Annotated in this window: 20 protein-coding genes; 11 read left to right on the forward strand and 9 right to left on the reverse strand. The window is 68.9% G+C overall.

What is annotated here, in order from left to right; translation table 11 throughout:
• The first annotated feature begins 28 nt into the window (after positions 1–28).
• From AB0O67_RS24910 to AB0O67_RS24930, 5 genes are read left to right on the forward strand one after another with little or no spacing between them, the layout of a single operon-like run.
• Positions 29–343, forward strand: coding sequence for a WXG100 family type VII secretion target (locus AB0O67_RS24910; protein WP_365453933.1), 315 nt, complete (start codon positions 29–31; stop codon positions 341–343).
• Positions 343–2,082, forward strand: coding sequence for an RNase A-like domain-containing protein (locus AB0O67_RS24915; protein WP_365453936.1), 1,740 nt, complete (start codon positions 343–345; stop codon positions 2,080–2,082). The genes AB0O67_RS24910 and AB0O67_RS24915 overlap by 1 nt, the downstream gene beginning before the upstream one ends.
• A gap of 30 nt (positions 2,083–2,112) precedes the next feature.
• Entirely contained in the window at positions 2,113–2,679 is a 567-nt protein-coding gene (locus AB0O67_RS24920; RefSeq protein ID WP_365453939.1) for a hypothetical protein, read from the forward strand.
• 47 nt (positions 2,680–2,726) lie between these two features.
• Positions 2,727–3,026, forward strand: coding sequence for an RNase A-like domain-containing protein (locus tag AB0O67_RS24925; RefSeq protein ID WP_365453942.1), 300 nt, complete (start codon positions 2,727–2,729; stop codon positions 3,024–3,026).
• Positions 3,027–3,038: 12 nt separating this feature from the next.
• Positions 3,039–3,695, forward strand: coding sequence for a contact-dependent growth inhibition system immunity protein (locus AB0O67_RS24930; protein ID WP_365453945.1), 657 nt, complete (start codon positions 3,039–3,041; stop codon positions 3,693–3,695).
• Between the two features lie 56 nt (positions 3,696–3,751).
• On the opposite strand, the gene AB0O67_RS24935 is transcribed toward AB0O67_RS24930, so the two are convergent.
• From AB0O67_RS24935 to AB0O67_RS24950, 4 genes are all read right to left on the reverse strand, one after another.
• Entirely contained in the window at positions 3,752–4,360 is a 609-nt protein-coding gene (locus tag AB0O67_RS24935; protein WP_365453948.1) for a hypothetical protein, read from the reverse strand.
• Positions 4,361–4,419: 59 nt separating this feature from the next.
• Positions 4,420–5,658: an AAA family ATPase gene (locus AB0O67_RS24940; protein ID WP_365453951.1), complete on the reverse strand. Its 1,239-nt coding sequence runs from the start codon at positions 5,656–5,658 to the stop codon at positions 4,420–4,422.
• 183 nt (positions 5,659–5,841) lie between these two features.
• Positions 5,842–6,294 carry an ATP-binding protein gene (locus tag AB0O67_RS24945; RefSeq protein WP_365453954.1) on the reverse strand — a complete coding sequence of 151 codons (453 nt, stop codon included), beginning with the start codon at positions 6,292–6,294 and terminating at the stop codon, positions 5,842–5,844.
• Positions 6,186–7,601, reverse strand: a complete 1,416-nt coding sequence (locus tag AB0O67_RS24950; RefSeq protein ID WP_365453957.1) for a hypothetical protein — start codon at positions 7,599–7,601, stop codon at positions 6,186–6,188. The genes AB0O67_RS24945 and AB0O67_RS24950 overlap by 109 nt, the downstream gene beginning before the upstream one ends.
• Before the next feature lie 367 nt (positions 7,602–7,968).
• Between AB0O67_RS24950 and AB0O67_RS24955 the strand changes: the two genes are divergently transcribed.
• Together AB0O67_RS24955 and AB0O67_RS24960 are read left to right on the forward strand one after the other, a co-directional pair.
• Entirely contained in the window at positions 7,969–8,787 is an 819-nt protein-coding gene (locus AB0O67_RS24955; protein WP_365453960.1) for a helix-turn-helix transcriptional regulator, read from the forward strand.
• Positions 8,784–8,990: a DUF397 domain-containing protein gene (locus AB0O67_RS24960; RefSeq protein ID WP_365453963.1), complete on the forward strand. Its 207-nt coding sequence runs from the start codon at positions 8,784–8,786 to the stop codon at positions 8,988–8,990. The genes AB0O67_RS24955 and AB0O67_RS24960 overlap by 4 nt, the downstream gene beginning before the upstream one ends.
• Before the next feature lie 117 nt (positions 8,991–9,107).
• On the opposite strand, the gene AB0O67_RS24965 is transcribed toward AB0O67_RS24960, so the two are convergent.
• Positions 9,108–9,548, reverse strand: a complete 441-nt coding sequence (locus AB0O67_RS24965) for a hypothetical protein (RefSeq protein ID WP_365453966.1) — start codon at positions 9,546–9,548, stop codon at positions 9,108–9,110.
• 1,092 nt (positions 9,549–10,640) lie between these two features.
• On the opposite strand from AB0O67_RS24965, the gene AB0O67_RS24970 reads away from it, so the two are divergent.
• Entirely contained in the window at positions 10,641–10,886 is a 246-nt protein-coding gene (locus AB0O67_RS24970; RefSeq protein ID WP_365453969.1) for a hypothetical protein, read from the forward strand.
• Between the two features lie 47 nt (positions 10,887–10,933).
• Here AB0O67_RS24970 and AB0O67_RS24975 read toward each other — a convergent pair whose 3' ends face one another.
• The 4 genes from AB0O67_RS24975 to AB0O67_RS24990 all read right to left on the reverse strand — a co-directional run bounded on the left by AB0O67_RS24975 (position 10,934) and on the right by AB0O67_RS24990 (position 13,449).
• Positions 10,934–11,155, reverse strand: coding sequence for a hypothetical protein (locus AB0O67_RS24975; RefSeq protein ID WP_365453972.1), 222 nt, complete (start codon positions 11,153–11,155; stop codon positions 10,934–10,936).
• Between the two features lie 11 nt (positions 11,156–11,166).
• Positions 11,167–11,487: a hypothetical protein gene (locus tag AB0O67_RS24980; RefSeq protein ID WP_365453975.1), complete on the reverse strand. Its 321-nt coding sequence runs from the start codon at positions 11,485–11,487 to the stop codon at positions 11,167–11,169.
• Between the two features lie 157 nt (positions 11,488–11,644).
• Positions 11,645–12,238: a hypothetical protein gene (locus AB0O67_RS24985; RefSeq protein WP_365453978.1), complete on the reverse strand. Its 594-nt coding sequence runs from the start codon at positions 12,236–12,238 to the stop codon at positions 11,645–11,647.
• A gap of 314 nt (positions 12,239–12,552) precedes the next feature.
• Complete coding sequence (locus AB0O67_RS24990) at positions 12,553–13,449, reverse strand: CDP-alcohol phosphatidyltransferase family protein (protein ID WP_365453981.1); 897 nt, start codon at positions 13,447–13,449, stop codon at positions 12,553–12,555.
• A 108-nt stretch (positions 13,450–13,557) separates the two neighbouring features.
• Here AB0O67_RS24990 and AB0O67_RS24995 point away from each other — a divergent pair, with 108 nt between their 5' ends.
• From AB0O67_RS24995 to AB0O67_RS25005, 3 genes are all read left to right on the forward strand, one after another.
• Positions 13,558–14,538, forward strand: coding sequence for a zinc-binding alcohol dehydrogenase (locus AB0O67_RS24995; RefSeq protein WP_365453984.1), 981 nt, complete (start codon positions 13,558–13,560; stop codon positions 14,536–14,538).
• An 89-nt stretch (positions 14,539–14,627) separates the two neighbouring features.
• Entirely contained in the window at positions 14,628–15,026 is a 399-nt protein-coding gene (locus tag AB0O67_RS25000) for a 6-carboxytetrahydropterin synthase (RefSeq protein WP_365453996.1), read from the forward strand.
• Complete coding sequence (locus AB0O67_RS25005; RefSeq protein WP_365453987.1) at positions 15,023–16,195, forward strand: glycosyltransferase family 4 protein; 1,173 nt, start codon at positions 15,023–15,025, stop codon at positions 16,193–16,195. The genes AB0O67_RS25000 and AB0O67_RS25005 overlap by 4 nt, the downstream gene beginning before the upstream one ends.
• Positions 16,196–16,283 lie beyond the last annotated feature (88 nt).

The following is a 16,283-nucleotide window of genomic DNA, read 5'->3' on the forward strand; positions in this document are numbered from 1 at the left end:
CAACCGCCACGATACGAAACGGGGAATCATGTCGACCGGGAGCGCGGACGACGGCCACATCACCGTCTCCTTCGCCACCCTGCGGGAACTCGCCGCCGAACTGGAGGACATCCTCAAGAAACTCAACGGCAGTCTGGACGACCTCCACGACCGGGTCGTGCCGGTCGTGCTGTCCTGGGAGGGGGAGGCCCGCGAGGTCTTCGTCGACAAACTCGACGAGTGGGACCGCTCGGCCCAGGATCTCCAGGCGGCCCAGAAGTGGCTGCACGAGTGCGCGACCACGAGCCACGTCAACTACGCGGCAGCGCACCAGGCGGTGCTGCGCGGCTGGGGGGCCGGCTGATGGGAACGCCCCCGCCGGGCCAGAACGGCACCATCGACGTCAAACCGGCCGACCTCCACCGGGTCTCCGGGGGCGTGGCGAGCCAGCAGACGGTGATGGACAGAGGCGCCAGGAGTCTGCTCGAGGATCTGCGCAAGTACCCGGACGCCGGCGGATACGGCACCTCGCCCCAGGCGTTCGCCACGTCGTACGTCAAAGTAGGCAACCGGTTCCTCGAGGTGTGGGCCAGGAGCGTCGTCAGCATCGGAGGCGCGGCGGTCGGCTTCGCCACGACGGCCAACACCTACGCGAAGGCCGAGGCGGCCAACGACCCCAAGGGGAAGGCGAAGCCGGCCGTCCAGCCGCCGCCGAAGGTCACCGAGAAGGCGCCCGCCTACGGTTCCGTGCCGAACCTGAAGTGGGGCGACGACGACGGCGGCGACGACTTCATCCGCAGGGTCCTGGAGTGGGTCCCAGAACCGATCCGGGACGTGCTGAGACCGGTGGTGAAGCACGCCTTCCGGATGGGGAAGGTCGCTGAGGTCTATCCGTTTCCGCAACAGCACCACCTGAACTCGCTGTCCCAGGCGTGGATGGCGGCGACCACCCCGCTCTCCATGGCGGAGAGCGCGCTGACCGGGAACGTCAGCAGCATCACCCAGCAGAGCAACAGCGAGTGGCACGACGCGATGCGCCAGTTCTGCAGCTCGCTGTGGGGCACGACGTCGTGGGGCGGGAGCCGCGAGACCTACGAGTGGAGACACGACAGCTCCTCCTCGCAGACCGCCACCCACCCCGTGATCAGCGTGCTGTTCGACACGGCTCAGAAAGTCGGCGGCCTCCTCTACGACTTCGCCGAGGCGGCCGTCTACCTCAACGGCGAAGTATGGGACGTCTACATCGAGGCCGTACGCGACGCGATTCCCAAGGTCGAGGTCAACCTCAAGGACGGCGTCGGCATGGACGACGTCAAGGGCCTTGTCAAAGGCGTGGTCAAAGGTGTCGCCAAGGGCGCGAGCCAGCTGGGCCAGGGCATCGTCCTGAACATGGACACGGCCAAGCTGAACGCGATCGTCACCGAGTACAACCGACGGGTCGACGCCCTCTTGCCGAAGCTCGACGCGCTCATGGGCCCCTTGGACGAGGCGTACCTGAGCGCCCCGAAGTTCGAGGCCCAGGAGGCGCGCGCACAAGGGTTCGGCATGCGGGCTCTGGAGGAGTTCAAAGACTCACAGGTCTGGCTCAAGGTCGACTCGGCAGGCAAGTACGACCTCGACCTCGCTGCCAACGAGTACATGGAGCACGGTCACACCCTGGACAGGCACGTCGGCAAGACGGACGAGCAGCTCGCGCAGCGCCTGCGGGACCAGCAGTCGAATCCGACGCCGACCCAAACCTGGCCCTACGGCAAACCGTATCCCAGAGCCGCCTCGGCCTTCCCGGACTACCGGCGGGCGGAGCAGCTGACCGAGTACAACCTGAATCAGAACAAGGCGGCCATCGAGGCGTGGATCAAGGGCCCGCCACCGGCGGCGGAGGGAGAAGTCAGAGACTTCCACTCGACCGCTCCGAACGGCGAGACCAGCGGCCGAGGCGTGTTCAAGCAGCCGGTGGACCCGAACGACCCGCTCTCCGGTTACAAGCAGGGCGGTATGAACGCCAAGGCGTACGACGTCACCGGTATCGACACGCGGATCCGGTATGACAGCAACCGCAACCCGCCGTTCACTGTCATGACGTCGATGCCTTCGAAGTCCTGACAGCGCCCCGCCGAGAAAGGCCAGCACCACATGTCCGTCGACCAGGCTTCCTGGGAAGCCGCTGTACGCCACCTGTTCGAGGATGCGTACCCGTACGACGCCACGGGCCCCCGCCGCCACGAGGACTGGGTCCTCGACGTCCTCGCGCTGATGGCCCGGGCCGTCCCGGATCCCCGGGGCTGGACCGGTCTCGATGACGCGGCGCAGCTCCCGGAGCGCGAGGGGTCGCCCACGTACCCGTTCGCCGTTCACCCTCCGGAGTACATCGCCCAGCGTCTCCACGAGATCGACCCGGCCAGTGCCGAAAACCTGCTGCTGGCCCTCACGGACGACTGCTGCACCCTGTCGAACCTGCGGCGCTTCACCGAGAGCGAAGAGGAACTGCGGGCGATGGCACGCACGATCCTCGCGCGGTACGGGGACGAAGCCACGTATCACACCAACGTTAGCAGGCCCGGCCCCGTGCCCGGCACACTCGACTTCACGACATCGCACTGGGGGTACAGGCCGCTGAGCGACGTCTACTCGGAGGACTGCGGTCTGATCATCGTTTCCGACACTGAGGTGGGCATGTTCTGGAACTTCTCCGACTACTGACCCGTCGGAGCGCGGCCCGTGACCAGGTTGTTTGAGAGGATCCACCCGTGTTGACCCGTTCCGCCTCCTACCCCGACCGGGAGACCGCCCACTGGGCCACCCAGCAGGTGGTGACCGCCAACGAGCAGGTCATCCACCGCTGGCTCGCCCAGGGCACCCGGGGCCGCCTCACCATCGAGGCCGCCTGGCCCTCCCGTGAGGAGCCCGTGGGCCGGGTGCAAATGGAGGGCGACCTGCTGGCCGGCCGGGGTCCCGTCGACGTCCGCGCGGCGCGTGTGGTTCTGCGCCGCGAGCCGTCGAGCCCGCACGGCTTCGTCGTCCACACCACCATCCCGTTCTACCTGTAGGGGCTGCCGCACATGTCCATGAAGCCCCTCGAACACGACCGCCGGTACGGCGAGCTGGACCAGGTGATGCGCGCGTACCTGGGGCAGCAGGCCGACGACACCCCGGAGCGGCGCAGCCGCGCGCTGGACGCGTACCTCCGTCACACGTGGCACACCCGCCCCTGGGCCATCGCGGAGGCGGACCGCCAGCTGCGCGAATACAGCCGCAACCCGCCGGGCCGCTTCCGGCAGAGTCTGGGCGAGTTCTACTCGATCCCGGACACCGGGACGGCAGAGTCCGAGATTGGTGACTGGCTGATGGTTCTGGCCGATCACCTGAAGAAGAGCATCGAGGAAGGCGACGTCCCAGGACCGTCGTCCCCGCAGACGCACTGGGAGTGGCACGCGCGCTTCCCGGAAACCGCGCAACTCCTCGGGGGCTGGTTCTCGCAGGACATCGTCGACGAGTTCCCCGACCATGACGAGGCCGTCGCCGACTACGCCGCCACCACTGACCCCCACCTGGTCGCACGCCTCGTGGGCGAACTCCACGAGCTGCTCGCACTGCCCCTGGACGAAGGGGACTACGCCTTGGCAGCCGCCGAACTGGGCATGGAGGTCAGCCCACCCGAACCGTTCTCCTACGGTGCCTGGTTCCAGGCGGTGGCGGCGACGTTGTCCAGTATCTGATCGGGCCTCCAGGCCGACCTCCACTCGTACACGCGTCCCAGGTCAGCGACCTCGGGTCATGTCCAGCCCGCGAGGTCCCCGACGAAGTCCGCGTACGAGCGGTTGCTGCCCCGCGGGGAGGGGACCAGCCGGTGCTTCAGCGCCTCGCGGGCGACCGCGGGGCCGTCGCTCTCCCGGAAGACCGGAAGGCCGAGCCCCCGCCTGAGCTCCTCCTTGGCGTCCTTGAGGCGGCCGGTGTCCTTGTCGAGGAGACGATCGGGCACCTTCCAGCGCGGACGGACGTGCGGGAAGGCTTCCGGAAAGAGCAGCAACCACCCCTCGCTCTCCCAGGCGGCGAGCGCGACGGCCGTCCGGAACTCCTGGCACTGACGCGCGAACTCGTCGGTCAGCGCTTTTCGTATCCGGTCGTACTGGGCGTCAGCGTAGCCGTCCAGGTCCTCGTGGACGACGAACCCGAGCAACTCGCAGCGCTGCTGGCGGGCCTTGGCCCGAGCCTTGCCGGCCAGTGCCTTCACGGCGGAGGCGAGGTCCGGGCCGGACTTCTTGCGCAGCCGTACCGGGTCGTTGATGCGGACCAGCTTGGCCGCCGCACCCAGGTCGGGTCGGTGCGCGCGTATCAGCGCAGCCAGGATCTCGCAGTCGTTCTGATCCTCGCCGGCCAACACGATGACGCCCCGTCCCTGGGCCCGGGACGCATGCCCATTGCCTTGCCGCCCTCTCGGGGTCACAGCTCACCCCCGGTGAGGTCGCCGCCCAGCACGCCGGAGAACCACAGCTCTCCCAGCGGCTGCTCACCGGACTCCTCGACGATGTCCTTCACCTCGTCGACGGTGAGGGCCGGGATGATCGACGCGCCGTCCTCGTCGCGGTCGCACACGACGAACTCCTCCGGACGCAACCGGTTCACCAGCGCGGGCGAGTGGGTGGCGACGATGAACTGCGTCCGCTCGGCGGCCTCGCGCAGCCGCTGCACGACAAGCTCCAAGGCCTGCGGATGCAGCCCGTGGTCGATCTCCTCGATGCAGGTGAACGCCGGGGGGTTGGGGTCGTACAGCAGGGCGAGCAGCCCCAGGAGGCGGACCGTCCCGTAGGAGGCGTCGGCGAGCGGGGTCAGACGGCGCAGGCCGCGCTCGCGCAGCACGACGGTCAGCTGGTCCGTCGCCCCGCCGACCTCCTCGAACTCGATGTTTTCCAACTGTGGCAGGACCGTGCGGGCGTCGGCGACCAGATCGTCCCAGATCTCCTCGCGGCCGCTGAGGTGGATCAGGAACCCGGCAAGATTCGCGGCGTGCGGCGAGAGGGTGGCGAAGTCCGTACCGCGCAGGCGGGTCGGTTGCCGGGCCGCCTCGACGTCGACGTCGAAGACCCGGAAGGACGACAGGCGGTCGGCGACCCGGGTCACCTCGTCGCCGCCGTCGGAGGGACCGAGCCGGGGCAGCGTGGACAGACCGCTGCTCAGTCTCCGGATGGCGAAACTGCCGCTGTCCTCGCTTTGACCCGCCCGCACGTCGAGGATGCGCGCCTCCTCACCCGAGATGGTGATGCGCCGACCACGTCCCTGCCTTCGCTTGAAGGCGAAACTCTCCTCGCGGGACAGGGCGTAATAGGGGGAGCGTTCGCCGCTGCTCTTCGACCGCAGGGAGCGGCGCCGGATGGTGAGGTTGTACTCGTCCGGCGCGTTGAGGGTGGAGTTGGTCGTCCAGGTCGCCTTGAGGTGGACGCGCATGGAAGTCGGCGGCTTGTTCCCGCCCCAGAAGGCCACCTCGTCGAACCCGCCGCGTGTGTCGAGCGCCGGCTGGAGGTCTGTGCGGATGATGTCGGCGAGGAAGTCGAACACCTTCAGCACATTGGACTTGCCCGCGCCGTTCGGGCCCACCAACACCGTGAGCGGACCGAGCGGCACGGTCACGTCACGCAGACTGCGGAAGTTCTCGACGTGGAGTTCTAGCAGACGGCCGGGCATGGGCAACCTATCGAGTCGATGCACGGTACGGCGGAAACGCCGGCGCGGACGGCGGCGACGCGAGGTGTGCGCTCCTGCACGAGCGCTGCTCGCTGACGTCCCAGTGAGCGGGCATCGCGTCTCCTCCGTCGTGTCCTGCGTCCATGAACGGACGATGATCGACCATCCGTGGACGATCGTGGCTCAGCGTATCCGCCACGGCTGACAGCGGCTCATCGATCCGCCACGGCCACCTCCTGTCGGGCGCCGGCCCGCCTTCAGCGACGCCCAGACGGCCTTGCCCGGGCCGCCACGACGGTCCGTGACGCCCCAGTCGTCGGCCAGGGCGGTGACGAGGAGCAGCCCGCGGCCGGATTCGGCGTCGGGGGCCGCGGGAGGGACGACGGCGGGCCGGCCCTCACCGCGCGTGTCCGAGACCTCCAGCCGCAGTTCACCGCTCGCCTCGCTGGTCAGCCGCACGTGGAAGTCCCGTCCGGGGACCCGGCCGTGCCGTACGGCGTTCGCACTCAGCTCGGCGGTGATCAGCGTCAGCGTCTCGTTGACCTCGCTGTCGTATGGGTGGCCCCAGGCATCCAGGCAGTGCGCGACGAACAGCCGCGCCAGTCGGGCGCCCCGCGGGGTCGACGTGAACGACATCGCGAACTCACTGGTCCCCGTGGGGCCGGGGAGAGGGAAGAGCGTCGTGTGCATGGGGCCAGCGTTGCGGCCGCGTTGGGCGTGTTACCAGGAGCGACGCCTGTACGGCCGTGCGCTGTACACGGGCGTCGGGCCGCAGCGGGGAGTGGCGTGCGAGCGGTGGCGCACGACGGGGTCAGCCCCGGCGGCAGCGCTCCCGGAGCTCCGCGAGGGACAGCTTTCTCACGGGGGTTGACGTCATCGTCCACGGTGGCGACCAGCTCCGCCGCGTCGACGACATCGCTGAGATCGCCTGGCTCGGCGTCCACGCGCTTCCACACCTCGGCGGGGTCGATGTCGACGACGTGCGCGAGCTGCTCGTCGACCACCTCGTGCCGCTCCCGGACCAGCTTCACCAGGTGACGCATCAACAGCGCCTCGTCGTCGGCGATCTTGGTGTTCGCCCCGATGACGAGCCATGCGACCCACAGCATCAACTGCGGGTGCCGACTGCGCTCGCTCATTGCTCCGGCGAGTTCGATCACCCGCGCCTCGTTCCGGAACACGGCGCGCGCGTGCCTGCCCGCGAGCAGCGTGGTGTAGCGGTTGAGCAGGACGGCGAGGGGGACACCGACCAGGGGAATGCCGATCTTGATGACGTTGCGCTGCAGCAGGTGCTTCCCGACGACGGGGAGCGCCTTCCCGGCGGCGAGCACCGATTTCGAGTAGAAGCGCTTGACCAACGGTCGCACCAGGGCGGGGACCGCTTTGACCACGGCCTTGTTGGCCGCTTCCCCGCTCTTGATGGTGAGGGCCACGCGGATGAGCTTCCACAGGTCCTCGGGGTCGTGCACGTCGAGCGGGACCCGGTAGAGGACGGAGATGTCGTAGGCCAGACGAAGCTGGAGCTGGGTGAGGAACGCGATGTCGACCATCACGGTCGCCACGGCCGCGGGGACGGTCGCCGGTGAGGCACCCCCGAGGCTCCCGATGGTGGCGGCGACGGTCGCCGTGTACGCCCCGGCGGAGAGCCCGCCTTCGAGCGCGGCGTACCGGGCCGCCATCTTGATCCGCTGATCAACGATGGCATCCGCGGGCACACCCGCGTACCGGTCCTGGAAGTACTGCCAGTCGACCTTCTCGGTATACGAGTTCATGGCATGAGCGGCGAGCTTGGTGAACCAGTTGCCCGACTTGATGTCGTCCGCGCTCAGGCCCTTGACGAAGTCCTTGATCTCGGCCTGCTCCTGCTCGACGACCTTCCGGTCGGCGGCGTCGTCGGCTTCGTCCGTACCGGTGTCGGCAGCGTGCGTCGGCGCGTCTGTCACGGCGCGTTCCCCCCAGACTGTTCCGCGGCCGGCTGAGGTGCGGGGTGCGGGCACCCCTGCTGCCGTCTCCCCGCGTTGATTTGGCGAGCAGTACAACGGCCGCTCGGCGTCCTCCCCTAGAGGCGAAACTCTAACGTCTCGTCACGCGATCGGCGCCGCCTTGGGGACACGGGGGCGCGGGTGTACAGGCGAGCGCTGTACGCGCGCGGGCGGGCGCGTGTACGCGGTACGGGGGAACCGCGCGAAGCGACATCATGGCGACACTGCGTGTCTCTACAGTGAGCTGTGAGTGACGGAAGGGTGTGGTGCCTGGGCGGGACGAGTACGGGCGGGCGCCTCTGTGCGGGTGGGTGAGGTGAGGTCACCGGTGACGGCTCAGGGCAGTGAGGGCGAGACGGGCATCCTGCGGTGTTTCGGGCAGCAGTTGAGGCTGCTGCGGACGAGCAGGGGGCTGACGCGGGCGGAGTTGGGTGCGAAGCTCAGTTACGGCGAGGACATGGTTGCGTCGGTGGAGCTGGGGCGGCGCATTCCGAAGCCGGAGTTCATTGAGCGGGCGGACGCGGTCCTGGAGGCCGGCGGCCTGCTGACGGTGATGAAGGAGGAGGTGGCGCGGGCGCGGTATCCGATGTTCTTCCGGGATGCGGCGAAGTTGGAGGCGGAGGCGGTTGAGCTGCATGTTTACGCCAACCAGGCCGTGCCGGGGTTGTTGCAGGTCGAGGAGTACGCGCGGGTGGTGTTCGAGATGTGGCGCCCCCTCCTGGACGAGGAGACCGTGAGCCAGCGTATGGCCGCGCGGCTGGCTCGCCAGGAGGTGTTCTCACGCAGGCCCATGCCGACTATCAGCTTCGTCATCGAAGAGAGCACTCTGTGCCGGCCGCTGGGAGGGACTGCGGTGATGCGGGCACAGCTGGAGCAGATCCTCCTCTACGGCCAGCAGCGCAACGTCGAGATCCAGGTCATGCCGACCGACCGCCGCCAACATGCGGGAATGGGCGGACCATTCACCTTGATGGAGACGGGCAAGGGGCAGAGGGTCGCTTATGTGGAGGTGAATGAGCATAGCCACCTCTACAGTGATCGACCGGTGGTCCGGGGGTTCGAGGAGCGGTACGGCATCCTGCGGGCACAGGGACTCACGCCCTCGGAGTCACTGGCCTTCGTTCAGAAGCTGTTGGGAGATCTATGAACACGGAAGACGCAAGCCTCCAGACCTGCTCGGAACTGCGCTGGTTCACGAGTAGCTACAGCAGCGGCGCGGGCGGCGAGTGCGTTGAGGTTGCGGTGGACGCGGCCGCTGTCCACGTGCGCGACTCGAAGCGGGTCAGCCAAGGTGGGCCCGAGCTGACGGTCAGCCCCGCAGCATGGTCGGCCTTGGTTGTGGCGATGTAGACCTTTTGGCGTGAGCCCGCCGGATGGTTGTGCGGGCGGAGCCGTACGGGGGCTCGCGACGGTCGGCGCCGGCGCCTATTACGAGGAAGCGCCGACCGTCCCTATGCGAAGCGGAACTTAGGCCTCACGGCTCTCGGGCGGGGTCCAGCGACCGGCGGCGATCTCCTTGTCCAAGCGAGCCTGGAAGTGCGCGTGTGCGGCGCGCATCTCGGCCGCACGGTCGGCCTTGTAGAAGGGAGCGGTGTAGCCGGCTGGGGGTGAGGTAACCTCCGGGTTCTCCAGATGAGCCAGCAGATCGATGTAATCCTGCTTGGTCTGGCCATGGCCGTAAGTGAACGAATTGGCAGCGATTTTGCGACCGTTGGCATCAAAGTAGGTGCCCAGCTCGAAGTCATACAGTTGTGGGTAGCGCGAATTGAAGATGGTGACGAGCTGGTCAGCGGTGATGCCTAGCCAGACAGCGACCAAAGCATCGATCTCGACCAGAGCTGCCCGGCGTTCATGCTCGGTGCGGAGAGGCGTGGTGTAGTCCCACGTCGGCTTGAGGTTGGCGGTCAACGGCCTGAGTCGAGGCCAATTGGTGTTGGTCCAGTTTTCGTAGCCTTCCCACTGAGGGTCGAACAGTTCCGCCCAGAGAGGGGCGTAGTGGGAGGTGAGAGAGTTGAGGCGAAGAGTGCGTAGCAGGAGAGCGGAGGCAAGTGGGTGGTCCGGCTCGGGTGCTGGCATCCTGCGGGCCTCGGAGACCTGGAGATTCGCCCTGCCTGTGATTCGCAGAACGTAGTCAAGGGGGAGCGACGCCCAGAACCCTGCGTTGAGGACGGTAAGGCGATTGTCTGCCAACGCCATCGAATAGACAGCAATCCCCTTCAACACCAGCCGCAGTTTGCAAGCAAGCGAGCTTCGCGATGCCGCAGTTCTTCTCGCTTCGTTGACTCATGATGGGAAAGGACCTGTACCAGGTATCAAGCACAACGGCTCGTGGGACATCCGACCCCACGCGGAGCGCGTGGTTCATGTGAACGCCGCTCTACTGACCAGTTGGCACGCCTTGACAGGCTCGAAGGGAGACCCTGCACAGACACCGCTCTTGTATCCGGTCCTCGTTAGTGAGAAAGGGGCCGTCGAGGCACTGGCTGCCTACCCCAGTGCGGTGGTTGACTACCAACCGATGATCACAAGGGGATATGACGAAGCTACCGCAAAGAGAGATGGGTTGATCCGCTGGGCTAATCACGCTGTGCCTAACCTCAGCGAGGTAATCTTCCAGGGGCCACACTTCTCAATTGCTGCCCCCTTCTCGAAGGAACCTATGATTCCCTGCCGGAACCCAAGACACTGGCAGGTTTTGCCACCGACGGAACTACCAGAATAGGGCGCGATCCGAACTGCTGCATATCGACACCTCCGTGTCCACGCACACTTCGTCAACTCGGCCCAATGGGCCCTGGGCAGTCCGATATGTGTTTTCATCGGCGGCTCGTACATAGTTGGTCACCGGAACGTGCGAGACCCGGCCCTCACCGTCCAGGACCACATCCCCGGTCTACTGCAATCTGGCCGTCACCGTAATCGCGCACACCACTGAAGTGCGTATTAGGGTGAATCAGGCCCTCTGTTCCGGCCGGCGGCTGCACCACGGTCCCTTCCGCGATGGCCACATTCACCGATCTGGACTGGGCTCAGCAATTCGGCATGCACATCTATGGCGCATCGCAGGACCCAGACTTCTTGCACCTCAGAGTGATCGTCTCCAATGACAACTTCGCCCCGTTCCAGAAGGCCAACCCCTGGCTTCTTGATACCGGCAGGGTGCTGGCGGCCACGCACTCCCAGGGAGTCTGGGTCTTCAACCCGCGCAGGCCGAACCCAGTCGGAGCCGCAGGGCGTCGTCGCTGACGTCGCGCGGACGAGACCGGCGGACGAGGTGACGCGGCGGGCCGCTCTCAGCCCGCCCGTGTCGCGCGGTAGCGGACCGGGTGGTCCTCCACCTTCACCAGCGGGCCGGCGGCCGCGAGGCCACGCAGGATCGCGCGGGTGTTCTTCTCCTGCGGCTCATACCCCGCGTCGCGCAGGGCGCGCAGGCCGCGCTCGGTGTCCCAGAGACCGCCGTACGTGACGACCGCCTTCTCGAGGGCGGCACGCTGACTGGAGACGGGTTGCGTCATGGTGCCGCTCCTCAGGCGAGTTCGGCGGGGGTGGCGTGCGCCTTCTTCGTGTGGTTCGCGATGCTCGCCGGTGCTCCGACGTAGTCGCAGGCCTGACACTGCCGCCACACCCCTTCGGACACGGCACGTGCGCTCACCGAATGCCCGGGCCCGTATCCGTGCGCGTGCAGCAACTGGGCGACGGAGGAGCCGAACTCGACGGCGAGCAGTGCGGCCTCCGCCACCTTGTCGTGGCCGGGGGCGAAGAAGGACCCGGCTCCGGTCTTCTTCGCACAGCCGCACCAACACGTGCCGGTCGGAGTGAGTCGGGGAAGGGCATCATCTGCGGTCATGACGTCACCGTAGGTCAACAAGACCGAGGCGCACCGAACTTTCCCGCATCCGAGCGTCGCCGCCGCCGGCTGCGGGACCCGCTCCGGAAGAGCGGGCCTCCGGTGCGGGACTCCGCCCCGGCGGTCGCGTCGGTGCCGCGACCGCCGGGTGCTCGCGTCAGTTGGCCAAGGCGATGCGTTCGACGTGGGCGGCCTTCACGCTCGCGATGTCGGACAGTTCATGACCGTCCTCCAGCGTGCTGTACTCGTTGAACTCGCCGCTGTCCGAATCGGTCTTGCCGGGGGCCACGTGGGTCGCCCCGATGTAGGTCTGCGCCACGAAGTCCCCGTCCTTGTCGAAGGCGTTGACGACGACCGAGTAGTTGGCGGGGTCGTCCCCCTCGTTCGTGATCTTGTACTCGAACTCGTAGGTTTCCGTGGCCGGGTCGCAGTCGTTGTAGGTGAAGTCGTCGGTGTCGTCGCAGCCGCCGAGGTCGGAGGGGTCCTCCTTCACGACGGATTTGCCGCCCAGGACTTCGACATGCTCCATGGCCTGTCCGGCGTCCTTCGACTTCAGTACCCACCAGGTGGCGCCACCGCCGGCGAGCAGTCCGGCGACGACGGCGCTGATGACGGCGACGGTGATGAGGAGGCCCCCGCCGCGTCGCCGGGGAGGTGAGGAGTGGGGCTGCCAGTGAGCGGCCGGCGGCGCGGGAGGGTACGGCGGCGGCGGGGGCGTCGGGACCGGTCTGTCGGAGGTGCTGTCGGCCATGGCGGGGGACTCCTCATCGGGACGATGCGCGCTGTCGCGGGCACGGGTGAGCCTTGGTCGGAGCTGTGCAGCGGTCGGGTCAGGCCTGTTGCGCTGTGTCCTGCCCACGTGCCGTCAGCCGTGTCACGATGAGGCAGGACGTGAGGCAGGCAGCCTCGAACATGCTAGCGGTGGCTTGTGCCAGGAGACTTCCCGAGGTGACGGGCTCGCCAGGCCGGTCCCGCCACGATGCCGCCCCCCGGGGATTGACGTCGTCGGCTGCTCCCCGCTGCCGGAGGTGTCGTCCTGCCGCGTCGGCCGTGACCGACCGCGCGTCACCCGGCGACCGGCTCCAGAACCCGCCCCGTCCGTCCGGACTTCTCCGCCTGCCCGGGCCGTGCGGCCTTCTCGGCGCGCACGCCCTGCGCCACCTCGCGAACGGTCCCGGAAGCCCCCTCCGGAGCCCTCTCCGGACCCACCGTCGACGCCCCTTCGGACGTCGCCCCGGTCTGCCGTCCGTCCCGCGACCTCCGCCACAGCCACAACACATCCCGCCCGAACGACCACACCAGCAGCCCCAACGCCAGCCCCACCACCGCCGCGTTGCCCGCCCACGGCAGCAGATCGGCGCCCGCCACCAGCAGGAACACCCCCTGCGCCGCGGCCACCGCCTTGCGTGCCGTGCTCGGCGGGAGCGGGGCGTTCAGCCACGGCTGGAAGCGGGCGGCGGCGACGAAGGCGTAGCGCATGCCGCCGATCAGCAGCACCCACGGGCCCAGCGACATCGACACGTACACGCTCAGGACCAGGATGAGGAACGCGTCGACCTCCATGTCGAAGCGTGCCCCGAGCGCCGACGACGTGCCGGTGCGGCGGGCGACCTTGCCGTCCACCCCGTCGAGGATCAGCGCCACCGCCGTCAGGCCGACCAGCAGCGTGACCGGCGGCGCGCTCTCGAAGGAGTCGGCGACCAGCGCCGTCACCCCGCCGACCAGGGTGGCCCGGCCGAGGGTGACCCGGTTGGCCGGGCCGAACGACCTCAGCCCCGACCGGTGCAGGGCCCGCGAGAGCACCGCCCAGCCGGCGATCGCGAAGGCGAGGCCTGTGAGCCAGCCCGCCGTTCCCAGGCCGATCGCCGATCCGAGCACGGCCAGCAGCAGGATCTGCACGCCCGCGCCCACCGCGGTCTCCTGCTGGACCAGCCTCGCGTCAAAAGTGTTGTTCAGGGCCACCGCACATCCTCCGGCCAGGTGACAGAGTCGATCATCGCCGCGTACTGTGCGCGGCCTGTGCACACCTCCGTACGTGCACCACTTGCCGATCGTTCAGGAGGAACGCCGATGATCCGCGCAGCACGTGCGTTCTGGCTCAGCTCCCCCGGGCACGGGGAGATCCGGGATGTCCGGCTTCCGGAGCCCGCCGAGGGCGAGGTCCTGGTCCGCTCCTTGTTCTCCGGCGTCAGCCGCGGCACGGAGACGCTGGTCTTCCGGGGCGGGGTCCCGCAGAGCCAGCACACGGCCATGCGCGCACCGTTCCAGGAGGGCGACTTCCCCGCGCCGGTGAAGTACGGCTACCTCAACGTCGGCGTGGTGGAGGAGGGCCCGGCCGACCTGCTCGGCCGTACCGTCTTCTGCCTCTACCCGCACCAGACGCGGTACGTCGTCCCGGCAGCCGCCGTGACCCCCGTACCGGAGCGCGTGCCCGCCCACCGTGCCGTGCTCGCCGGCACCGTGGAGACCGCCGTCAACGCGCTCTGGGACGCGGCCCCCCTGGTCGGCGACCGGATCGCCGTGGTCGGCGGCGGCATGGTCGGCTGCTCGGTCGCCGCGCTGCTGGCCCGCTTCCCCGGCGTACGGGTGCAGTTGGTGGACGCCGACCCGGCGAGGGCCGAGGTCGCGACGGCGCTGGGCGTGGGTTTCGCCGAACCCGCCGCCGCCCTCGGCGAGTGCGACCTCGTCGTGCACGCCAGCGCGAGTGAGCAGGGCCTTTCCCGGTCCTTGGAACTCCTCGCCCCCGAGGGCACGGTGATCGAGCTCAGCTGGTACGGGGACCGGCGCGTCGCCCTCCCGCTGGGCGAGGCCTTCCACTCCCGGCGCCTGACGATCCGCAGCAGCCAGGTCGGCACCGTCTCCCCGGCCCGCCGGGGCCGGACGTACGCCGACCGGCTCGCCCTGGCCCTCGACCTGCTCGCCGACCCGGCGCTCGACGCGCTCGTCACCGGTGAGAGCGCCTTCGAGGAACTCCCGGACGTGCTGCCCCGGCTCGCCTCCGGCGACATCCCGGCGCTCTGCCACCGGGTGCGGTACCCCGAAAGCGCCTGACCTCAGAAAAGAGGTACGAGCCGCTGAACATGGGAAGGACACGGGCCGTACTACTCGGCATCCATGCCCCGCACCTGGAGGGTCGTCCGTTGTTCAGTGTCACCGTCCGCGATCACATCATGATCGCCCACAGCTTCCGCGGCGAGGTCTTCGGCCCCGCGCAGCGCCTGCACGGAGCGACGTTCCTGGTGGACGCCACGTTCCGGCGCGAGCAGCTGGACGACGACAACATCGTCGTCGACATCGGACTGGCCACGCAGGAACTCGGCGCCGTGGTCAGCGAGCTGAACTACCGCAACCTCGACAACGAGCCCGATTTCGCCGGAACCAACACCTCCACCGAGTTCCTGGCGAAGGTCGTCGCCGACCGGCTCGCCGAGCGCGTGCACAAGGGCGCGCTGGGGGAGGGGGCGAGGGGGCTCACGGGCATCTCGGTCACCCTGCACGAGTCGCATGTCGCCTGGGCCAGTTACGAGCGTGCCCTGTGACCGACACGACCGTGGAGAAGCTCTCCCTCGTGCCCGCCCAGGCGGCCCCCAGGAACGGCGAGATCGTCCCCATGTCCCTGCGTACCGTGCACTTCGTCATGCCGGGCGGTGTCGACGACCCGGCCATGCCCAGCGGCGGCAACGCCTACGACCGGCGGGTCTGCCTGGACCTGCCCGGATTCGGCTGGCGGGCCCACAAGCACCCGGTGGACGGTTCCTGGCCGCGGCCGGGCGCCGCCGCCCGCACGGAACTCGCCCGCACACTGCGGGACCTGCCGGACGGCGCGGTGGTGTTGCTCGACGGGCTGGTCGCCTGCGGCGTACCGGAGATCGTCGTCCCCGAGGCCGAACGGCTGCGGATCGCCGTCCTGGTGCACCTGCCGCTCGGCGACGAGACGGGACTCGCCCCCGAGGTGGCCGCCGAACTCGACGCCAGGGAACGTACGGTCCTCAGGGCCGTCGGCGCAGTGATCGCCACCAGCGACTGGGCGGTCCGCCGGCTCGTCGCCCACCACGGTCTGGCCCCCGACCGCGTCCATGTCGCCGCCCCCGGCGCCGACATCGCGCCCCTCGCCTCCGGCACCGACGGCGTCTCCCGCCTGCTGTGCGTCGCCGCCGTCACCCCGCGCAAGGGGCAGCACCGGCTGGTCGAGGCGCTCGCCAAAATCACCGACCTGCCGTGGAGTTGCGTGTGCGTCGGCGGGCTGGGCCAGGACCCGGAGTACGTCGCGCATCTGCGGGACCTGATCGCACGGCACGGTCTGAAGGACCGCGTCCAGCTCGCGGGACCCCGGTCCGGCGCCGACCTCGACGCCAGCTACTCGACCGCCGACCTGATGGTCCTCGCCTCCTACGCCGAGACCTACGGCATGGCGGTCACCGAAGCACTCGCGCGCGGCATCCCGGTGCTGGCCACGGACGTCGGGGGCATCCCCGAGGCGCTCGGCCGCGCCCCCGACGGCGGCGTCCCCGGCATCCTGGTCCCCCCGGAGGACCCCGCCGCGCTCGCCGCCGAACTGCGCCACTGGTTCGGCGAGACCGACGTACGCCGCCGTCTGAAGTCCGCCGCCCGGGGCCGACGTGCCGCGCTCGACGGCTGGGCGACGACCGCGAAGCACCTCGCCGGCGTCCTGAGCCGGCTACCCAGCGAACCCCGGAGGGCGGCATGAACGGAACGACGACAGCTGCACAGGACACCGGGAACACCGGGGCGGTCCCCACGCAGCCCGGCGTCGGCACCGCGACGGACGCCGCGTC

Origin of the sequence: Streptomyces sp. NPDC086077 (genome assembly GCF_040686175.1) — a bacterium.
Taxonomy (GTDB): domain Bacteria; phylum Actinomycetota; class Actinomycetes; order Streptomycetales; family Streptomycetaceae; genus Streptomyces.